General features: G+C 68.5%; 16 protein-coding genes and 1 tRNA gene. 8 read left to right on the forward strand and 9 right to left on the reverse strand.

Annotated features, from left to right (window positions below; genetic code table 11):
• Positions 1-26 precede the first annotated feature (26 nt).
• The 4 genes from folE to SH203_RS09970 all read left to right on the forward strand — a co-directional run bounded on the left by folE (position 27) and on the right by SH203_RS09970 (position 7,084).
• Positions 27-611: a GTP cyclohydrolase I FolE gene (folE, locus tag SH203_RS09955; RefSeq protein WP_087120782.1), complete on the forward strand. Its 585-nt coding sequence runs from the start codon at positions 27-29 to the stop codon at positions 609-611.
• A gap of 53 nt (positions 612-664) precedes the next feature.
• Positions 665-1,822 (forward strand): acyltransferase, encoded by a 1,158-nt coding sequence (locus SH203_RS09960; RefSeq protein ID WP_087120783.1) that lies wholly within the window; start codon positions 665-667, stop codon positions 1,820-1,822.
• 126 nt (positions 1,823-1,948) lie between these two features.
• Complete coding sequence (locus SH203_RS09965; RefSeq protein ID WP_087120784.1) at positions 1,949-3,622, forward strand: MFS transporter; 1,674 nt, start codon at positions 1,949-1,951, stop codon at positions 3,620-3,622.
• Between the two features lie 93 nt (positions 3,623-3,715).
• Complete coding sequence (locus SH203_RS09970) at positions 3,716-7,084, forward strand: hybrid sensor histidine kinase/response regulator (RefSeq protein ID WP_087120785.1); 3,369 nt, start codon at positions 3,716-3,718, stop codon at positions 7,082-7,084.
• Here SH203_RS09970 and SH203_RS09975 read toward each other — a convergent pair whose 3' ends face one another.
• Complete coding sequence (locus tag SH203_RS09975; RefSeq protein WP_087120786.1) at positions 7,085-7,696, reverse strand: response regulator transcription factor; 612 nt, start codon at positions 7,694-7,696, stop codon at positions 7,085-7,087.
• A 162-nt stretch (positions 7,697-7,858) separates the two neighbouring features.
• Between SH203_RS09975 and SH203_RS09980 the strand changes: the two genes are divergently transcribed.
• The 3 genes from SH203_RS09980 (at position 7,859) to SH203_RS09990 (ending at position 11,080) form a co-directional block, all read left to right on the forward strand.
• Positions 7,859-8,032, forward strand: coding sequence for a hypothetical protein (locus SH203_RS09980; RefSeq protein ID WP_200808916.1), 174 nt, complete (start codon positions 7,859-7,861; stop codon positions 8,030-8,032).
• Positions 8,022-9,992: an acetate--CoA ligase gene (gene acs / locus SH203_RS09985; protein WP_087120788.1), complete on the forward strand. Its 1,971-nt coding sequence runs from the start codon at positions 8,022-8,024 to the stop codon at positions 9,990-9,992. Before SH203_RS09980 ends, acs begins: the two co-directional genes overlap by 11 nt.
• Before the next feature lie 83 nt (positions 9,993-10,075).
• Positions 10,076-11,080, forward strand: coding sequence for a bile acid:sodium symporter family protein (locus tag SH203_RS09990; protein ID WP_087120789.1), 1,005 nt, complete (start codon positions 10,076-10,078; stop codon positions 11,078-11,080).
• Here SH203_RS09990 and leuA read toward each other — a convergent pair.
• From leuA to SH203_RS10020, 6 genes are all read right to left on the reverse strand, one after another.
• The gene (gene leuA, locus SH203_RS09995; protein ID WP_087120790.1) at positions 11,077-12,786 is read right to left on the reverse strand and encodes a 2-isopropylmalate synthase; all 1,710 of its coding nucleotides are present in this window, start codon (positions 12,784-12,786) and stop codon (positions 11,077-11,079) included. The genes SH203_RS09990 and leuA overlap by 4 nt on opposite strands.
• A 234-nt stretch (positions 12,787-13,020) precedes the next feature.
• Positions 13,021-13,094 (reverse strand) — tRNA-Gly (locus SH203_RS10000).
• Positions 13,095-13,179: 85 nt separating this feature from the next.
• The gene (locus tag SH203_RS10005; RefSeq protein WP_087120791.1) at positions 13,180-14,163 is read right to left on the reverse strand and encodes a TraB/GumN family protein; all 984 of its coding nucleotides are present in this window, start codon (positions 14,161-14,163) and stop codon (positions 13,180-13,182) included.
• Between the two features lie 53 nt (positions 14,164-14,216).
• Positions 14,217-14,405 (reverse strand): helix-turn-helix transcriptional regulator, encoded by a 189-nt coding sequence (locus SH203_RS10010; protein WP_087120792.1) that lies wholly within the window; start codon positions 14,403-14,405, stop codon positions 14,217-14,219.
• A gap of 3 nt (positions 14,406-14,408) precedes the next feature.
• Positions 14,409-14,852, reverse strand: a complete 444-nt coding sequence (locus tag SH203_RS10015) for a hypothetical protein (protein ID WP_234989461.1) — start codon at positions 14,850-14,852, stop codon at positions 14,409-14,411.
• 91 nt (positions 14,853-14,943) lie between these two features.
• The gene (locus tag SH203_RS10020) at positions 14,944-16,161 is read right to left on the reverse strand and encodes a DNA recombination protein RmuC (RefSeq protein WP_087120793.1); all 1,218 of its coding nucleotides are present in this window, start codon (positions 16,159-16,161) and stop codon (positions 14,944-14,946) included.
• 139 nt (positions 16,162-16,300) lie between these two features.
• Here SH203_RS10020 and SH203_RS10025 point away from each other — a divergent pair, with 139 nt between their 5' ends.
• Positions 16,301-16,657, forward strand: coding sequence for a hypothetical protein (locus tag SH203_RS10025; protein ID WP_087120794.1), 357 nt, complete (start codon positions 16,301-16,303; stop codon positions 16,655-16,657).
• 6 nt (positions 16,658-16,663) lie between these two features.
• Here the strand turns inward: SH203_RS10025 and recR are convergent, their stop codons facing one another.
• The gene (recR, locus tag SH203_RS10030) at positions 16,664-17,266 is read right to left on the reverse strand and encodes a recombination mediator RecR (RefSeq protein ID WP_087120795.1); all 603 of its coding nucleotides are present in this window, start codon (positions 17,264-17,266) and stop codon (positions 16,664-16,666) included.
• Positions 17,266-17,595, reverse strand: coding sequence for a YbaB/EbfC family nucleoid-associated protein (locus SH203_RS10035; protein ID WP_087120796.1), 330 nt, complete (start codon positions 17,593-17,595; stop codon positions 17,266-17,268). Before SH203_RS10035 ends, recR begins: the two co-directional genes overlap by 1 nt.
• Positions 17,596-17,624: the final 29 nt, after the last annotated feature.

Here is a 17,624-nt window from a genome sequence, read left to right on the forward strand (position 1 = left end):
TTACGCTTGTGTCTATGTAGCCGACCATGACCGACGCCCGCTCCTCCAAAGTCACCCAGGCCGAAGCCGAAGCCGCCGTGCGGACCCTCATCGAATGGGCGGGCGACGACCCCGCGCGCGAGGGCCTCTTGGAAACCCCCGCCCGGGTGGCCAAGAGCTATCGCGAGCTGTTCCAGGGCTATGAGGTCGATCCGCTTTCCTATCTGGAAAAGACGTTCGAGGAGACCGGCGGCTATGACCAGCTTGTGGTGCTGAAGGACATCCGGTTCGTCAGCTTCTGCGAACACCATATGCTGCCCGTCGTGGGCAAGGCGCACGTCGCCTATCTGCCGACCGACCGGGTCGTGGGCATCTCCAAGCTGGCGCGCGTGGTGCGCGGCTTCGCGCGGCGCCTGCAAATTCAGGAGAAGATGACCTCCGAGATCGCCGAGGCCATCCAGACCGTCCTGCGCCCGCACGGTGTCGGCGTGGTGATCGAGGCCGAACACAGCTGCATGACCCTGCGCGGCGTCAATGCGCCGGGCGCCAGCCTGTCGACCAGCCACCTGATCGGCGTCGTGCGCGACGATCCGCGCACCCGCGAAGAGTTCCTGCGTCTGGTGCGCGGCTAGGCCAGCGATCTGGCCCGGCCCTTGCGGCCGAGGGACCGAAGGAGGCGCTGACGATGCCCTGGTCCCTGATTTCGTCCCGAAACGAAACAGTTCGCATCGCGCGCGGCGGCTGGTTGGACGCGCTGCGTTTCATCGTGGCCTTCCTGATCATCCTGCATCACTTCCAGGCGGCCGGGCCCGAGCCTCTGGCCCATGTGATCAATCCGATCTTCGAGCGCGGCGGCTTTCTGCTGACCAACTTCTTCCTGATCGACAGCGGCTATGTGCTGATGCGCGTCTATGGGGCGGCGGTCGACAAGGGGCGGATGTCGCCGGGCGACTTCTTCCTGAAGCGGTTTCTGCGCGTGGTCCCGGCCCATCTGATCATGGGCCTGTCGCTGGTCGGGCTGGTGCTGCTGGCCATCGCCGCCGGGGCGCCGCCGCGCAATCCCGAATGGTTCGCCTGGGACCAGCTGCCGGCGCAGCTGCTGCTGCTTCAGTCCTATGGCGTGCATGGCGGCCTGGGCTGGAACGCTCCGACCTGGTCGATCTCGGCCCTGATCGGCTGCTATCTGGCCTTCCCCTGGATCATTCGCGGCCTGATGCGGCTGGGCCCATGGTCGGCCCTGGCGGTCGGGGTCGGCGTCTATCTGGCCGCCAACCAGCTGTGCTGGTCGTTCCTGGGCTATCCCGTCTATCAGATGCCGATGGGCTACGGCATCGTGCGCGCCCTGCCGCTGTTCTTACTGGGCATGTGTCTGGCCTGGTTCGCCCAGAAGGTCTGGATCGCCCCGCGTCTGGCCGGCTGGGCCGGGGCGCTGGCCGCCGTCGGCTTCTTCGCGCTGGAGCTTCACGACAAGCACGCCTTGATCGCCCTGGCGCTGATCTCGATCATCATCCTGGCGGCGGGCGCCGTGCCGGTGAAAAAGCCGTCCAAAGTGGTCGAGACGGCAGCCATGGTGTCCTTCTCCATGTTCATCTCCAACGAGGTGGTCCGCATCGCCTGGTTCGGGGTGGTCAACGCCGTGGAGGCCCGCATGGCCCTGCCCCTCGCCGTCCACTGGGGCCTGTGGGGCCTGGGCGTCCTGGCGGCGGTCGCCTTCGCCTTCGCCTTCCACTTCACCGTCGACAATCCCATGCAGAACCGCATTCGCGAGGCGTTGAAACGGCGCAGCACCCGTCGCGGCCAGCGCCAGCCGCGCCTGGGTCCGGTCATCTCCATCGACGGCTGAGCGACCGCCGAGCCCTCGACCAAAGTCGATCTCTCCAGCCGCCTTCCCTTCAGTCAATGTCGTCGTCAACGCGACCGCAAGGCCGCGCATAACGGCCGATAACGGCGACCTGGGAGGAATGAGACAATGGCGAGCGACGCATCCATGGCGTCCGGCGAGGGGGAGCATACCGTCGATCGCAGCGACAAGCTGGTGATCCTGGCCTCCTCGGTCGGCACCGTGATCGAATGGTACGACTTCTATCTTTACGGCTCGCTGGCGGCGATCATCACCGTCCAGTTCTTCTCGGGCGTCAATGAGACGACCGGCTACATCTTCGCCCTGATGGCCTTCGCCGCCGGTTTCGCGGTGCGGCCCTTCGGCGCCATCGTCTTCGGACGGCTGGGCGACCTGTGGGGGCGCAAGAACACCTTCCTCGTGACCATGCTGCTGATGGGCCTGTCGACCTTCGTCGTCGGCCTGTTGCCGCCCTATGCGGTCATCGGCATCGCCGCGCCGATCATCCTGGTGCTGATGCGCCTGATCCAGGGCCTGGCGCTGGGCGGCGAATACGGCGGCGCCGCCACCTATGTCGCCGAACACGCGCCCAAGGGCAAACGTGGCTTCTACACCTCCTTCATCCAGATCACCGCCACCGCCGGCCTGATCCTGAGCCTGGCCGTGATCCTGAGCGTGCGCTTCGCCGTGGGCGAGGAAGCCTTCGCCGAATGGGGCTGGCGCATTCCCTTCCTGGTCTCGATCCTGCTGCTGGGCGTGTCGCTGTGGATTCGGCTGAAGCTGGCCGAAAGCCCGTCGTTCAAGAAGATGAAGGCCGAGGGCAAGGGCTCCAAGACCCCGCTGAAGGACAGCTTCCTGAAGTGGCCCAATCTGAAGCTGGTGCTGATCGCCCTGGTGGGTCTGACCGCCGGTCAGGCCGTCATCTGGTACACGGGCCAGTTCTACGCCCTGTTCTTCCTGGAGCGTGTGCTGCGGGTCGACGCCACCCTGGTCTATGTGCTGCTGGCCATCGCCCTTCTGGCGGCCTCGCCCTTCTTCATCTTCTGGGGCTGGCTGTCGGACAAGGTGGGCAGAAAGCCGATCATCCTGGCCGGATGCCTGCTGGCGGCCCTGACTTATATGCCGCTGTTCAACGCCCTGACCCAGGCCGCCAACCCGCGCCTGGCCGAAGCCGCCGCCTCGGCGCCGGTCGTGATCTACGCCGATCCCGCCGACTGCCACCTGCAGTTCGACCCGGTCGGCAAGACGGTGTTCAACCACTCCTGCGACGTGGCCAAATCCTATCTGGCCAAGGCGGGCGTGACCTATACGAATGTCGCGGCCCCGGCCGGCACGGTGGCCCAGGTCCGCATCGGCGACCGCACCGTGGTCGACAGCTTCCGCGGCGACTCCATGGCCCCGGCCGACTTCACCGCCCGGAAGAAGACCTGGGACAAGGGCCTGGGCGAGGCCCTGACCGCCGCCGGCTATCCGGCCAAGGCCGACAGCGCCCTGGTCGACAAGCCGATGGTGGTGCTGATCCTGTTCGTCCTCGGCTTCTATGTGACCATGGTCTATGGGCCGATCGCGGCGGCGCTGGTCGAGATGTTCCCGACCAACATCCGCTACACCTCCATGTCCCTGCCCTACCATATCGGCAACGGCTGGTTCGGCGGCTTCTTGCCGACCACCGCCTTCGCCATGGTGGCCGCCACCGGCAACATCTACTACGGCCTGTGGTATCCGATCGTCGTGGCGCTGGCGACGGTCGTGCTGGGCTTCCTCTTGGTCAAGGAAGGCAAGGACGTCGATCTCAACGCCTGATCCTGCTTTCAGGCGCGGATGAGGGGGCGGGCTGTCGAGAGGCAGTCCGCCCTTTCTCTTGAGCAATCCCACCCGCCCGGTTCAGATGCCCAAATGTTCAGCCTGCTGATCCTCGGCCTCGTCGCGGCCTATATGGCGATCCTGTTCGCCGTCGCCTGGTATCAGGAACGGCCGGCGACCCGCGCCAGGGGCAAGGGGCTGGGCGCGTCGGTCTATGCCCTGTCGCTGGCCATATACTGCACCTCCTGGACCTATTACGGCGCAGTCGGCACGGCGGCGCGCGACGGGTGGGAGTATATGCCCATCTATATCGGCCCCATCATCGGCGTGACGCTGCTGTTCCCGCTGTGGCGCCGCATCGCCGCCGCCGCCCGGCGCGAGAACGTCGGCTCCGTGGCCGACTTCGTGGCCTCGCGATACGGCAAGAGCCAGGGGCTGGGCGCCGCCGTCACCCTGGTCGCCATACTGGGGGCCCTGCCCTATATCGCGCTGCAGCTGAAGTCGCTGTCGATGGCGGGCGAGCTGCTGACGGCGGGGACGCCCGTGGCGGGGTCCGAGCGGCTGACGGTTCTGGTGCTGGCCGGGGTTCTGGCCTTCTTCGCGGTCCTGTTCGGCGCCCGCCGGCCCGACCTGACCGAACACAATCGCGGCCTGATCCAGGCCATCGGCCTGGAATCGATGGTGAAGCTGGGCGCCCTGCTGTTCGTCGCCGTCTTCGCCCTGGTCATGCTGGCGAACCAGGGGTCGCCGCCCCGGATCGTCGAGGCGCTGGGGGGCCTGGCCGCGCCGCCCGACATCACGCCCCGCTTCACCGCCATCACCCTGTTGTCGACCCTGGCGATCTTCTGCCTGCCGCGTCAGTTCCACGTCGCCTTCGTGGAGGGCGCCCAGCCGTCCGACGTCCGGCGGGCGCGATGGATCTTTCCGCTGTATCTGATGATGACCAGTCTGGCGGTGCTGCCGCTGGTGGCGGCGGGCGCCCTGTTCGCGCCGACGGTCAATCCGGACCTGCTGGTGCTGGCCCTGCCGTTCGAGCGGGGTCAGACCCTGTTGACCGCCGTCGTCTTCGTCGGCGGCTTCTCGGCCGCGACCGCCATGGTGATCGTGGAGGCCGTGGCCCTGTCGGCCATGGTGTCCAACAGTTTGATCCTGCCCTTCCTGGCGCGCGACCGCTGGCGGATGCGCGGCGACGCCTCGGACATGGCGGGGGTGATCCTGCAGGTGCGGCGCGGCGCCATCGTCGCGGTGCTGCTGCTCGCCTGGCTTTATTATCAGGCCACGGACCAGTCGCGCGGTCTGGCGGCCATGGGGTTGGTGTCGTTCGCCGCCATGGCCCAGCTGGCCCCCGCCCTGTTCGGCGCGGTCCTGTGGCGCGGCGGTCATGCGAAGGGGGCGCTGGCGGGTCTGGGGGTCGGGGTTCTGGTCTGGCTGATCCTTCTGGCCCTGCCCCAGCTGACGCCCGGCGCCCCCTGGCAAATCCATGTCATGATGGGGATCAAGGACCCGCTGGCGCTGGGGGTCTTCCTCAGTCTGGCGCTGAATCTGGCGGTCTATGTCGGGGTGTCGCGCCTCGCCCGGCCGCGCCTGATCGACCGGGTCCAGGCCCGCGCCTTCGTGGACAGGATCGGCCCGGACTGGAGCGAGAACCGCCCCGCCCCGTCCGGCGCCTCGGTCGGCGACCTGCGCGCCCTGGTCGCCCGCTTCATCGGCGACGAGCGGGCCGAGCGCGCCTTTTCAGCCTGGGGGCGAGAGACCGCCGTGCGTCTGCGCGACGCCGATCCGGCCGACGCCGCCCTGGCCCGCGCGGCCGAGCGGATGCTGGCGGGGGCCATCGGCGCGGCCTCGGCCCGCCGCGTCATCGCCGCCGCCCTGGCCGGGGTGGGCCGGGCGCCCGAGGACGTGGTGCGGATGCTGGACGAGGCGTCCCAGGCGGTCCAGTTCAACCGCGACCTGTTGCAGACCACGCTCGACAACATCGACCAGGGCGTGATCGTGGTGGACGAGGATTTGCGCGTCACCGCCTGGAACCGGCGCTATGTGGCCATGTTCGACCTGCCCGTCGGCTTCGTCCACGTCGGCCTGCCCATCGCCACCATCTATCGCCTGAACGCCGAGCGGGGCGAGAGCCCGAACGACATCGAGGCCTGGGTCGAACGGCGGCTGGAGGCGCTGAGCCGCCGCATCCCCCACGACCATGAACGCCAGCAGCCCGACGGCCGTGTGCTGCGCTCGTCCGGGGCGCCGATCCCCGGCGGGGGCTACGCCACCAGCTATACCGACATCACCGCCCTGCGCCACGCCGCGCGTCAGTTGGAAGAGGCCAACGAGCGGCTGGAGGCGCGCGTCGCCGACCGCACCGCCCGGCTGGACGAGGCCCGCCGGATCGCCGAGGACGCCACCGCCTCCAAGACCCGGTTCCTGGCCGCCGCCAGCCACGACCTGCTGCAACCCCTGCACGCCGCCCGCCTGTTCATCGCGGCCCTGAAGGAGGAGCCGGCGGTGCAGGAGACGGCCAGCAGCACCCTGGCCGCCAACGCCGACCGCGCCATCGACAGCGCCCACCGCCTGCTGACCGCCCTGTTGAACCTGTCCAAGCTGGAGGCCGGCGGGGTGCGGACCAATGTGACGCGGGTATCGCTGGGCGGTCTGTTCGACGATCTGCGGCGCGAGTTCGCGCCGGTGGCCGAGGCCAAGGGCCTGCGCCTGACCCTGACGCCGACGCGGCTGTGGGTCACGTCGGATCGCGACCTGCTGCGCTCCATGCTGCAGAACCTGATCGCCAACGCCATCCGCTACACCGACCGGGGGCGGGTTCTGGTCGGGGCGCGGCGGGCCGGCGACACGGTGCGGCTGTTCGTCTGCGACACCGGGCGCGGCATTCCCGAGGCGCAGCAGGACACCGTCTTCGACGAGTTCGTTCGCCTGCCGGGCGCGGCGGTGGACGAACCGGGCGCGGGCCTGGGCCTGGCCATCGTCAAGCGGCTGTCGCATCTGCTGGACCATCCGCTGTCGTTGAGGTCCGCCTTGGGGGCCGGCGCGACCTTCCGCATCGACCTGCGCCGCTGCGCGCCCGACGCGGCCCCCGAGATCGCGCCGCCGCGCGACGTGCGCCTGCCGCTGGCGGGGCTGAGGGTGTTGTGCGTGGACAACGAGCCGGTGATCCTGGAGGCGCTGGACGCCCTTCTGACCCGCTGGGGCGCGCGGCCGACGCTGGCCGCCGGCGTGGAGGCGGCCGAAGCGGCGCAAGGGCCGTTCGACGCCGCCGTGGTCGATCTTCACCTCGGCGACGGGCCCGAGGGGTTCGCCGTGATCGACGGCTTGCGGGCGCAAGGTGTGCGACGCATCGCCCTCGTCACCGCCAACACCCGCGACGGCCTGAACGAACAGGCGACGGCGGCGGGCGCGGTCCTGTTGCCCAAGCCGATCAAGCCGGCGGCGCTGAAGGCCTTTCTGTCCAGCTGATCAGCCGGGGTCCATCTGCTTGGCCAGGATGACCGCCTGGGTGCGGTTCTGGACGCCCAGCTTGCGGAACACGCTGGTCAGGTGCGCCTTGATGGTGGCCTCGGACACGCCCAGGTCGAAGGCGATCTGCTTGTTCAGCCGCCCGGCCTTCAGGCCCTCCAGAATGCGAAGCTGCGAGGGGGTCAGGCTGGCCACCCGTTCGGCCAGACCGTCATCGGCGACCTCGGGCAGCTCGGGCGCCCAGCCGTCGCCGGCCAGGATGGCGGCGATGGCCTCGACCATCTGCGGCAGGGCGGCGGACTTGGGAATGAAGCCGGCGGCGCCCAGCCCCAGGGCGTTTCGCACCACGGGGGCGTCCTCGCTGGCGGAGACCACCGCGACGGGCACGGCTGGATGTTCGGCCCGCAACGCCGCCAGCCCCGCCATCCCCTCGCTGTCCGACAGCTTCAGGTCCAGCAGCAGCAGGTCGACGGGACCGGCTTGCAGCGCCGCCCGCGCCTCGGCCAGACTGGCGCATTCGATCACCTCGGCGCCCGGCGCAGCCTTGTCGACCGCCGAGCGCAGGGCGGCGCGAAACAGCGGATGGTCGTCGGCGACGACGATGCGATCCATCAGGCGTCCTTCCCTGCGCGGCGTCTGACCGGCCGCGTCGTCGCCCCCATGGCGCTGTTAGACTTTGGTCTAAACTAGACCAATGGCCAATGGTCTGGCGACCGCATCGGCGGAAAGCTTTCCTCAAGGACGCCTGCGAAGATGGGCGCGGAGGAGATCGATATGACCCGCAACACCCTCATCGCGGACGCCGCCGTCCTCCAGCCCAACTTGATCTGCTCGCCGGTTAGGGCGTTTGATGTGGGCGCCGAGCTGATGTTTGCGGATCGCGAGATCGAGACCGGCGCCAGCGGCGACATGACTCGTCTGATCCTGTTCGCCAAATATGGATTCTGATCCCCTGCCGGAGACGCCCCGCGTGCCTGACCAAGACCTCTATCCCGTCCCTGCGGACTGGGCCGACAAGGCCCATGTGAACCGGCAGACCTATGAGGCCGCGCGGGTCGCCGCCCGCGAGACCCCCGACGCCTTCTGGGCCGAACAGGCCAGGCGGCTGGACTGGATCACCCCCCCGACGAAGATCAAGGACGTCTCCTTCAGGAAGGAGGATTTCCGCATCCGCTGGTTCGAGGACGGGGTGCTGAACGTCTCGGTCGAGTGCATCGACCGCCACCTGCCGCACCGCAAGGACGAGACGGCCATCATCTGGGAAGGCGACGATCCCGCCGACAGCCGCCGCATCACCTATGGCGAACTGCACGCCGAGGTGTGCCGCATGGCCAATGTGCTGAAGGCGCATGGGGCCAAGAAGGGCGACCGGATCACCCTGTATCTGCCGATGATCCCCGAGGCCGCCTACGCCATGCTGGCCTGCGCGCGGATCGGGGCCATTCATTCGGTGGTGTTCGGCGGCTTTTCGCCCGACAGCCTGTGCGGCCGGATCGAGGACTGCGGCTCCAACCTGGTCATCACCGCCGACGAGGGGCTGCGCGGCGGCAAGCACGTGCCGCTGAAGGCCAATGTCGACGAGGCGCTGAAGAAGGTGAAGGTCGACACGGTTCTGGTCGTGCGCCGCACCGACCGCGACGTGCCGATGACCGAGGGCCGCGACTTCGACTACGGGCTGGAGGCGGCCAAGGCCGACGCGGACTGTCCGCCCGAACCGATGAACGCCGAAGACCCGCTGTTCATCCTCTACACCTCCGGCTCGACCGGAAAGCCCAAGGGGGTGCTGCACACCACGGGCGGCTATCTGTTCTGGGCCGCCTGGACGCACGAGATCGTCTTCGACTATCGCCCCGGCGAGGTCTTCTGGTGTACCGCCGACGTGGGCTGGGTCACGGGCCACTCCTATCTGGTCTATGGGCCGCTGGCGAACGCGGCGACGACCCTGATGTTCGAAGGGGTGCCCAACTATCCCGACGCCGGCCGGTTCTGGCAGGTGGTGGACAAGCACAAGGTCGAGATCTTCTACACCGCCCCCACCGCCTTGCGCGCCCTGATGCGCGAGGGCGACGGGCCGGTGAAGGCCGCCTCTCGCGCCTCGCTGCGCCTGCTGGGCACGGTGGGCGAGCCGATCAACCCGGAGGCCTGGCGCTGGTATCACGAGGTCGTCGGCGACGGCCGTTGCCCCATCGTGGACACCTGGTGGCAGACCGAGACGGGCGGCCATCTGATCACGCCTCTGCCCGGCACCACGGACCTGAAGCCCGGCTCAGCGACCCTGCCCCTGCCCGGCGTCGAACTGCAGATCGTGGACGCCGAGGGTCAGGAACTGACCGGCGCCGTATCGGGCAATCTGTGCATCACCGACAGCTGGCCGGGCCAGATGCGCACCGTCTATGGCGACGACCAGCGGTTCTTCGACACCTATTTCTCCACCTATCCGGGTCGGTATTTCACCGGCGACGGCTGCCGCCGGGACGAGGACGGCTACTACTGGATCACCGGCCGGGTGGACGACGTCATCAACGTCTCGGGCCACCGGATGGGCACCGCCGAGATCGAGAGCGCCCTAGTGCTGCACGATGTGGTCGCCGAGGCGGCGGTGGTCGGCTTCCCCCACGACATCAAGGGTCAGGGCATCTACGCCTATGTCACCCTGAACAAGGGAGTCGAACCGACCGAGGAGCTGAGGAAGGCCCTGGTCGCCCATGTGCGTCAGGAAATCGGCCCCATCGCCGCGCCCGACGTGATCCAGTGGGCGCCGGGCCTGCCCAAGACCCGCTCCGGCAAGATCATGCGCCGCATCCTGCGCAAGATAGCCGAAAACGAGATCGGATCGCTGGGCGACACCTCGACCCTGGCCGATCCGTCGGTGGTGGACGATCTGGTCAGGAACCGCGCCGGGGCCTGACGCAGGCTTGAGTAAAGGCCCGGGCTTCACCCCCGGGCCTGGGCGGCCTATCACCACAGCGCCCGCCCCATCCCGAGTTCGCCATGCCCCGCTTCCTGTCCCGCCTGCCGATCGACGGCTATCTCTTGGCCCTGATCGGCATGGTGGTTCTGGCGGCGTTGGCGCCTGCAGCAGGGCAGGCGGCGGTGGTGCTGGACGGGGTGGTCAAGGTCGCCATCGCCCTGCTGTTCTTCCTGTACGGCGCGCGGATGTCGCCGGCCGCCATCGGCGCGGGCCTGATGCACTGGCGGCTTCAGGGCGCGGTCTTCCTCAGCACATTCCTGCTGTTTCCCGTGTTGGGTCTGGGCATCGTCTTTCTGATGCGTGGATCGCTGCAGCCCGACCTGCTGACGGGCATGCTCTATCTGTGCCTCCTGCCGTCCACGGTGCAGTCATCCATCGCCTTCACTTCCATCGCCAAGGGCAATGTGGCGGGCGCCCTGACCAGCGCCAGCCTGTCGAACCTGCTGGGCGTCATCATCACCCCCCTGCTGGTCGCATGGCTGATCGGCGGGGCGGGCGGGGGCGTCCGCCTGCAGTCCATCCTGGACATCGGCCTGCAGATTCTAGCCCCCTTCGCCGTGGGTCAGCTGTTTCGTCCGCTGCTGGTGGGCTGGCTGACGAGACACGCCAGGCTGACCAGTCTGGTCGATCGCGGCTCGATTCTGCTGATCGTTTACGCCGCCTTCAGCGAGGGCATGGTCGCGGGCGTCTGGTCGCAGGTGTCGCCGGGCGATCTGGCCAAGGTGCTGGCCTTGAACGTCGTGCTGCTGGCCATCGTGCTGGGCCTGACCCTGACCATCGGCCGCGCGCTGAAGTTCGACCGCGGCGACCGGATCGTCATCCTGTTCTGCGGATCGAAGAAGGGGCTGGCCGCCGGGGTTCCGATGGCCAGCATCCTGTTCGCCAGCGCCTCCGTGCCGCTGATCGTGCTGCCGATCATGCTGTTCCACCAGATCCAGCTGTTCGCCTGCACCATCATCGCCCAGCGTTACGCCCGCGAAGATGCGGCCCGCCTGAAGGACGAGCCGCAGGTCGGAACCACCTAGCCGTCCGCCAGGCTCGGCGTCTTAGCCTTGATCGCTGCGCCGGCGCGGTTGGCGGCGCCCAGCAGGGCCTTCAGGGAGGCGGTGGCCACGTCCGGGTCCGTCGCCACGCCGAAGATGGCGCGGCCGTCCGCCGTTCGGCACTCGACATAGGCCGCCGCCTGGGCGTCGCCGCCCTGGCCGATGGCGTGTTCGTGGTAGTCCGCGATGTCCAGCGCCAGACCGCAATCTTCACGTAGAGCGTCCAGCACGCTGGACAGGAAGCCGTTGCCTCGCCCTGAAATCCGGCGTTCCTCGCCGTTCAGGCGGATACGGCCGGTGAAGCGGCGCTCCTTGCCGGGGGCCGAGCGGCCCTCTTCATAGTCGATCAGGGCGAACGGCCCATTGCCGCCTTCCGGCGCATAGACCGAACGGAACACGTCCCAGATGTCGGCGGCGGTCAGTTCGCGCCCCACCTCGTCGGCATAGGCCTGGACGTGCTGGCTGAAGTCGGCCTGCATCCGCTTGGGCAGTTTCAGCCCCTTGTCCTGCTCCAGCACCCAGGCGAAGCCGCCCTTGCCCGACTGGGAGTTGACGCGGATCACCGCCTCGTAGGACCGGCCCAGATCGGCCGGGTCGATGGGCAGATAGGGCACGTTCCAGATCTGGTCGTTGCGCTGGGCCTGGGCGGCGAAGCCCTTCTTGATCGCATCCTGGTGGCTGCCCGAGAAGGCGGTGAAGACCAGTTCCCCGGCGTAGGGATGGCGCGGATGGACCGGCAGGGCGTTGCAGTGTTCGACCGTCTGGATCACCCCGTCCATGTCCGAGAAGTCCAGCCCCGGATCGACCCCCTGGGTGTACAGATTCAGCGCCAGCGTCACCAGATCGACATTGCCGGTGCGCTCGCCATTGCCGAACAGACAGCCCTCGACCCGGTCGGCGCCGGCCATGACAGACAGTTCCGCCGCCGCCACGCCCGTCCCCCGGTCGTTGTGCGGATGGACCGAGATGATCACGCTGTCGCGCCGCGAGATGTGGCGGCAGAACCATTCCACCTGGTCGGCATAGACGTTCGGCGTCGCCGCCTCGACCGTGGCCGGCAGGTTGATGATCAGCGGCTTTTCAGGCGTGGGCGCGATCACGTCCATCACCGCCTCGCAGACCTCCAGGCTGAAATCCAGCTCGGCGGTGGAGAAGGTCTCGGGGCTGTATTCGAAGCGCCAGTCGGTGTCGGGACGGCGTTCCGCCTGCTCGCGCATCCGGCTCATGCCCTCGACCGCGATGGCCTTCACCTGCGGGCGATCCATGCCGAAGACGATCTGGCGCCAGGCTGGCGAGACGGCGTTGTACATATGGACCACGGCGGTCCGCGCGCCCTCCAGGCTCTCGAACGAACGGGCGATCAGATCGGCCCGCGCCTGGGTCAGCACCTGCACCGTCACATCGTCCGGCACGGCGCCCGAGCGGATCAGGCCGCTGATGAAGTCGAACTCGGTCGCCCCGGCCGAGGGGAAGCCGACCTCGATCTCCTTGATCCCGATCTTCACCAACAGGTCGAAGAAGCGCTGCTTCTTCTCGGCGTTCATCGGGTCGATCAGGGCCTGGTTGCCGTCGCGCATGTCGGTCGACAGCCAGCGCGGCGCCTTGTCGATGGTCCGGCCGGGCCACTGGCGATCCGGCAGGTCCACGACCGGAAAGGGGCGATATTTGATGGAGGGGTCGCGCAGCACCGTGCGTCTCCTGAACGTCTTGCGATCTTGAAGGGGTTTACGACAGCGTGTTCCGCCGCCGGGCAGCCGTCAGTCCCGGCGGCAGCCGATAAGTCGCAGACCCGCGCGCGAAAGCACGCAGGGCGAGGCCGTCAGGAGCGAGGCGAAAGAATTTACCACGCCCAAGCCTATCAAGGATCGCCGGGAGAAACAATCCACCCCCCGACCGACGACCGGCGTGGAAGAGAGACCGACTGGAGCGGGCAGCGGGAATCGAACCCGCACGAGCAGCTTGGGAAGCTGCCAGGCTACCACTACATCATGCCCGCATCGGGTCGGTCGAAGGCGGCGTGGACACGGCCCTCGCCCGACCCCTTAGCCCTTGGTCGGCGTCGGCTCAAGCGCGATGCGCGCCTATTGGACGGCCTGGACGTCCACGCCGCGCGCCTTCAGCTGGGCCTGGACGCTGTCGGCGCCCGCCAGATGTCCGGCGCCCACGGCGATGAAGGCCGTGCCCGAGCCTTGAAGCAGGGTCTGGATCTGGTTCGCCCAGTCGGCGTTCCGGTTCACCAGCAGCGCCTGATAGAGGGCCGGAGAGGCGTCCTTCATCTCTTCAACCATGACCCGGTCGATGGCGTCCACGTCGCCGCTGGCCCAGGCCGAGACCATTTCGTCCAGCTTGGTCGCGGCGTTCTCGTAGTCCTTCAGCGTCTCGCGCAGGAAGGCCAGCTGCACGTCGTCGGGCAGGTCAGCCAGAATGCCTATCTGTTTGTCGATCGTCTCGAAGCCGTGGATCGGCTTGCCCGCCGCCTCGGCCCGCGCCTTCAGCACCAGTTCGACGCCGGACTTGGGATCGTAGCCGGCCTTGACCAGGGGCGCGACCGACAGGCTGAGCGCCGCCAGCCAGGGCCGCATCGGCTGAAGCTGGGCGGCGGAGGCGCCCATCGACTGGGCGGCGGCGTCCAGCTGCGTATTTTCTTCGGGCGTCAGGCGGCTGGACAGCGGCGTGTCCAGCGACAGGCCCCGCTGCTGGATCAGGGGCATCAGGGCGGCCTGATCGTCGGGGTTGCTGATCTCGAACCAGATGTCCGAGGCGCTGTCGAAGGCGGCCTGGACGCGCGGACTGGCCCAGCCGGTCGTCGGACGCAGCACATGGACCGAGCCGAACAAATACAGGGTCGAATCCGCATCCTTGACCACCCACAGCGCCGGTCCCTGACCCTGGATCGGCGCCGGGGCGGCGGCGGTCGGGGCGGGTTGGGCCTGCGTCAGGGCCTCGGCATGGGCCTGAACGGGCGAACCCGCGACGGCGGCGAACAGGGCCAGACCGCCGGCGACGCCGACGGCGCCCCGAGCGACAGTGAAGACCGAGGTCTTGAGCAGGCGAACCAAGGTCATGTCGGGTCCTTGTTAGAACGGGAGGCGGCGATCGGCGCGGCGTGCCGGCCGGGCTATTCGCAAAAGATGGATTCGATGGGCTGGCCGAAGACGCGGGCGATCTTGAAGGCCAGAGGCAGGGAGGGATCGTAGCGGCCGGTTTCCAGCGCATTCACGGTCTGGCGCGACACGCCCAGCTGTTCGGCCAGCTGCGCCTGGCTCCAGTCGCGTTCGGCGCGCAGGACCTTGAGACGGTTGTTCATGGCTCAGCCCCGCATCCGCGCCAGCCACCACCAGCCCCAGGCCAGGGCGTAGTCGGCCAGCTGGAACAGCAGGATGCTCATCATTCCGCCGACGATCAGGTCGCCGGCGTTGGCGTCGGCGCTCATGAACCGGCCGAGATCGACGTTGCGGGTTGTCACGGTCAATACGAGGGCGAGCCCCACGGCCATTCCGGCGCTGCCGCCCCAGTACCACGCCCATTTGTGCGCCTCGCGGGCGGCCTCGTCGAGACGACGCCACCACCAGATCGTGACGACGAGAACCGCGGCCATGACGGCGATCAGGAAGGCGCCCGATCCGATCAGACCGCCGACGCCGGGTCGATCCGACAGGATGGCCGCGCCGATCCCGGCGACCACCCCCAGGACGAACAGCACGACGACGATGCCGATGACGCCGACTGCGCCGAGAGGTTTGACGGATTTCATGACGGGCCTCGCCGTTCGCCGAATGCTTAGACAAGCCTCTTTTACATCAGCCCTTCACGATGTCAAACACCCTTTCCAGAACGAGAAGGCGTCAGTCGTTGGGTTGCGCGGCGATCAGTTCGGGACGGCTCAGGATGCGCGGGGCGGTTTCCACCGGCGCCAGATCGGGCAGGGTCTTGCCCTCGTGATCGACCTGCAGGTCCTCGAACCGTTTGGCCGAGACCATGACCTGGCTCTCCAGCGAACCGACGAACTGATTATATTTGCCGACCGCCTGATCCAGCGCCCGACCGACGGCGGAGGCGTGGCCGCCCATGACGGACAGCCGCTTGTAGAGTTCGCGGCCCAGGGCGGCGACCTTGTCGGCGTTGGCGGCCTGCTCCTCGGCCCGCCAGCCATAGGCCACGGCCTTGCACAGGGCGAACAGGGTCGAGGGGGTGGCGATGACGACGCGCGATTCCATCGCGTCGGACAGGAGGTCCGGCGCATGGTCCAGCGCCACGGCCAGGAAGCTGTCGCCCGGCACGAACAGGACGACGAAGTCCGGGCTGGGCTTGAACTGGTCCTGATAGGCCTTGGATGACAGCTGGCGCACATGGGTCTTCAGGCTGGCGGCGGTGCGCAGGCCGACGGAGCGGGCGCGGGCCTCCTCGTCGCCGTCGTCGTCCTCGAAGGCCAGCGGCACCTTGGCGTCGATGACGAACATGCCGCCGCCGGGCAGGCGCACGATGAAGTCGGGCCGGTTCTGACGCCCCTCGTCGTCGGCGCTGGAGGTCTGTTCGGTGAAGTCGAACCGGCCCGCCATGCCGGCGGCCTCCAGCACGTTGCGGCAGGTCTGTTCGCCCCAGCGGCCGCGCCGACCGGTGTTGCCGCGCAGGGCCTCGGTCAGTTTGCGCGCCTCGTCGCGCGTGGCCGAGGACGCCGCCATCAGGGCCGCCAGCTGTTCGCGCAGGCCCCCCGTCTCTTCCGACCGGGTCTTCTCCAGCGCGGCGACGTGTTCCTGAAACTTGGTCAGGGTGTCGGACACCGGCTTCAGCTGGGCGGCCATCCGTTCGCGCGCCAGCAGGTCCTGGGCGCGGAAGGTCTCGGTGGCGCGGCTGACCATCTGGTCGGCGACGACCTGGGCCGACTGGGCGGCCTGGGCCTTGAGCAGTTCGGCCATGGTGACGCGGCTGTCCTCGACCGCCTCGACCCGCGCCTGGGCCGCCGCCAGTTCGCCGCGCGTCCTCTGCCAGCCCATGAAGGCCCACAGGAAGCCGGCCCCGAGGGCGGCGGCGAGAAGGGAGAGGACGACGGCGATCATGTTCATGCTCCGTTCCTAGCGGGAATCTCCGGCCATGAGAAGCGTCCACCCTTTCCCGGCGTCGGGGCGCGGGCGGCCGGACGTCGCGTTCAGGAACGCAGCCCTTCGCGTCACGTTGGTTGGCTGAAATCGGAGGAGGACCACGATGAACCCGCAAGAACCCGACCGTCACGACAAGGCCGCCGACGCCGTGCATCAGGGTCGGCCGGTCGACGCCGAATATGTCCGAGCCGGCAAGAAGAGCCCGCGCATCCTGGTGCTGCTGGTGGTGTCCACCCTGGCGGCGGCGTTGCTGCTGCTGGGCTTCTGGTTCGTGTCGAACGGCGCCTTCCAGTCGCAGAACCCGACGACTGGCGAACAGGCGGCCGATACGCGCGCCTTCGACGGCGACAGCCGGACGCCGCCCGCCGCCGACGCCCCGACCGACGCCGAAGGCCGCGCCCAGCCCGTGCCCACCGGCGAAGCGCCCAACGTCAACGCCCCGACCCAGCCGTCCAACTGATCCCGGTCAGGTCGGACGGCGGGCCTTCAGCGCCTGGACGATGGTGCCGTCGTCCAGCCAGTCCAGCTCGCCCCCGACCGGCACGCCCCGCGCCAGGGACGTAACCTCGACCTCCGCCCCGGCGATGCGCTCGGCGACATAGTGGGCGGTGGTCTGGCCGTCGACGGTGGCCGGCAGGGCCAGCACGACCTCGCGCACGCCGCCGCCTCTTACTCGTCCGACCAGTTCGGTGATCCGCAGATGCTCAGGCCCCACCCCGTCCAGCGCGGACAACAGGCCGCCCAGCACATGGTATTTGCCGCGAAAGGCGCCGGAGCGTTCCATCGCCCACAGGGCGCCGGCCTCCTCGACCACGCAGATCAGGCCGTTGTCGCGCGACCCATCCGAACAGATGGCGCAGGGGTCGCGGGTGTCCGGCGCGCCGCAGACGGAGCAGGACACGACCTTTTCCGCCGTCTCGGCCAGGGACGCCGCCAGCGGGACCAGCAGCTGCTCGCGCCGCTTCAACAGGGCCAGGGCCGCGCGCCGGGCCGAGCGCGGACCCAGACCCGGCAGTTTGGCGAGAAGTGAGATGAGCCGTTCGATCTCCGGCCCGGCGGAGGCGGCCATCAGAACAGTTTCGGCATTCCGGGAATGTTCATCCCGGCCATGGGCCCTGCGGCCTCGCGCATCAGGGCGTTGTTCTGTTCGTCCAGCTTGCGCTTGGCGTCCGCATGGGCGGCGACGATCAGATCGGCCAGGATCTCGCCTTCGCCCGGCGTCAGCAGGCTGTCGTCGATCCTGATGGCCGTAATCTCGCCCGGCCCTTTCAGGGACACGGACACCAAGCCGCCGCCCGAAGAGCCGTCGGCGGTGGTTTCGGCCATTTTAGTCTGGGCGTCCTGCAGCTTTTGCTGCATCGCCTGGGCCTGCTGCATCAGTTGGGTCAGATCTTTCATGGCTCCTAGATAGGGCGAAGACGCCCCGT

The sequence above is a fragment of the Brevundimonas sp. SH203 genome, from assembly GCF_002157625.1.
Lineage (GTDB): Bacteria > Pseudomonadota > Alphaproteobacteria > Caulobacterales > Caulobacteraceae > Brevundimonas.

Excerpts from the sequence above, each read along its gene's own strand:
- folE (WP_087120782.1), top strand. The coding sequence starts at position 27 with ATGACCGACGCCCGCTCCTCCAAAGTCACCCAGGCCGAAGCCGAAGCC.
- SH203_RS09960 (WP_087120783.1), top strand. The coding sequence starts at position 665 with ATGCCCTGGTCCCTGATTTCGTCCCGAAACGAAACAGTTCGCATCGCG.
- SH203_RS09965 (WP_087120784.1), top strand. The coding sequence starts at position 1,949 with ATGGCGAGCGACGCATCCATGGCGTCCGGCGAGGGGGAGCATACCGTC.
- SH203_RS09970 (WP_087120785.1), top strand. The coding sequence starts at position 3,716 with ATGTTCAGCCTGCTGATCCTCGGCCTCGTCGCGGCCTATATGGCGATC.
- SH203_RS09975 (WP_087120786.1), bottom strand. The coding sequence starts at position 7,696 with ATGGATCGCATCGTCGTCGCCGACGACCATCCGCTGTTTCGCGCCGCC.
- SH203_RS09980 (WP_200808916.1), top strand. The coding sequence starts at position 7,859 with ATGACCCGCAACACCCTCATCGCGGACGCCGCCGTCCTCCAGCCCAAC.
- acs (WP_087120788.1), top strand. The coding sequence starts at position 8,022 with ATGGATTCTGATCCCCTGCCGGAGACGCCCCGCGTGCCTGACCAAGAC.
- SH203_RS09990 (WP_087120789.1), top strand. The coding sequence starts at position 10,076 with ATGCCCCGCTTCCTGTCCCGCCTGCCGATCGACGGCTATCTCTTGGCC.
- SH203_RS10005 (WP_087120791.1), bottom strand. The coding sequence starts at position 14,163 with ATGACCTTGGTTCGCCTGCTCAAGACCTCGGTCTTCACTGTCGCTCGG.
- SH203_RS10010 (WP_087120792.1), bottom strand. The coding sequence starts at position 14,405 with ATGAACAACCGTCTCAAGGTCCTGCGCGCCGAACGCGACTGGAGCCAG.
- SH203_RS10015 (WP_234989461.1), bottom strand. The coding sequence starts at position 14,852 with ATGAAATCCGTCAAACCTCTCGGCGCAGTCGGCGTCATCGGCATCGTC.
- SH203_RS10020 (WP_087120793.1), bottom strand. The coding sequence starts at position 16,161 with ATGAACATGATCGCCGTCGTCCTCTCCCTTCTCGCCGCCGCCCTCGGG.
- SH203_RS10025 (WP_087120794.1), top strand. The coding sequence starts at position 16,301 with ATGAACCCGCAAGAACCCGACCGTCACGACAAGGCCGCCGACGCCGTG.
- recR (WP_087120795.1), bottom strand. The coding sequence starts at position 17,266 with ATGGCCGCCTCCGCCGGGCCGGAGATCGAACGGCTCATCTCACTTCTC.
- SH203_RS10035 (WP_087120796.1), bottom strand. The coding sequence starts at position 17,595 with ATGAAAGATCTGACCCAACTGATGCAGCAGGCCCAGGCGATGCAGCAA.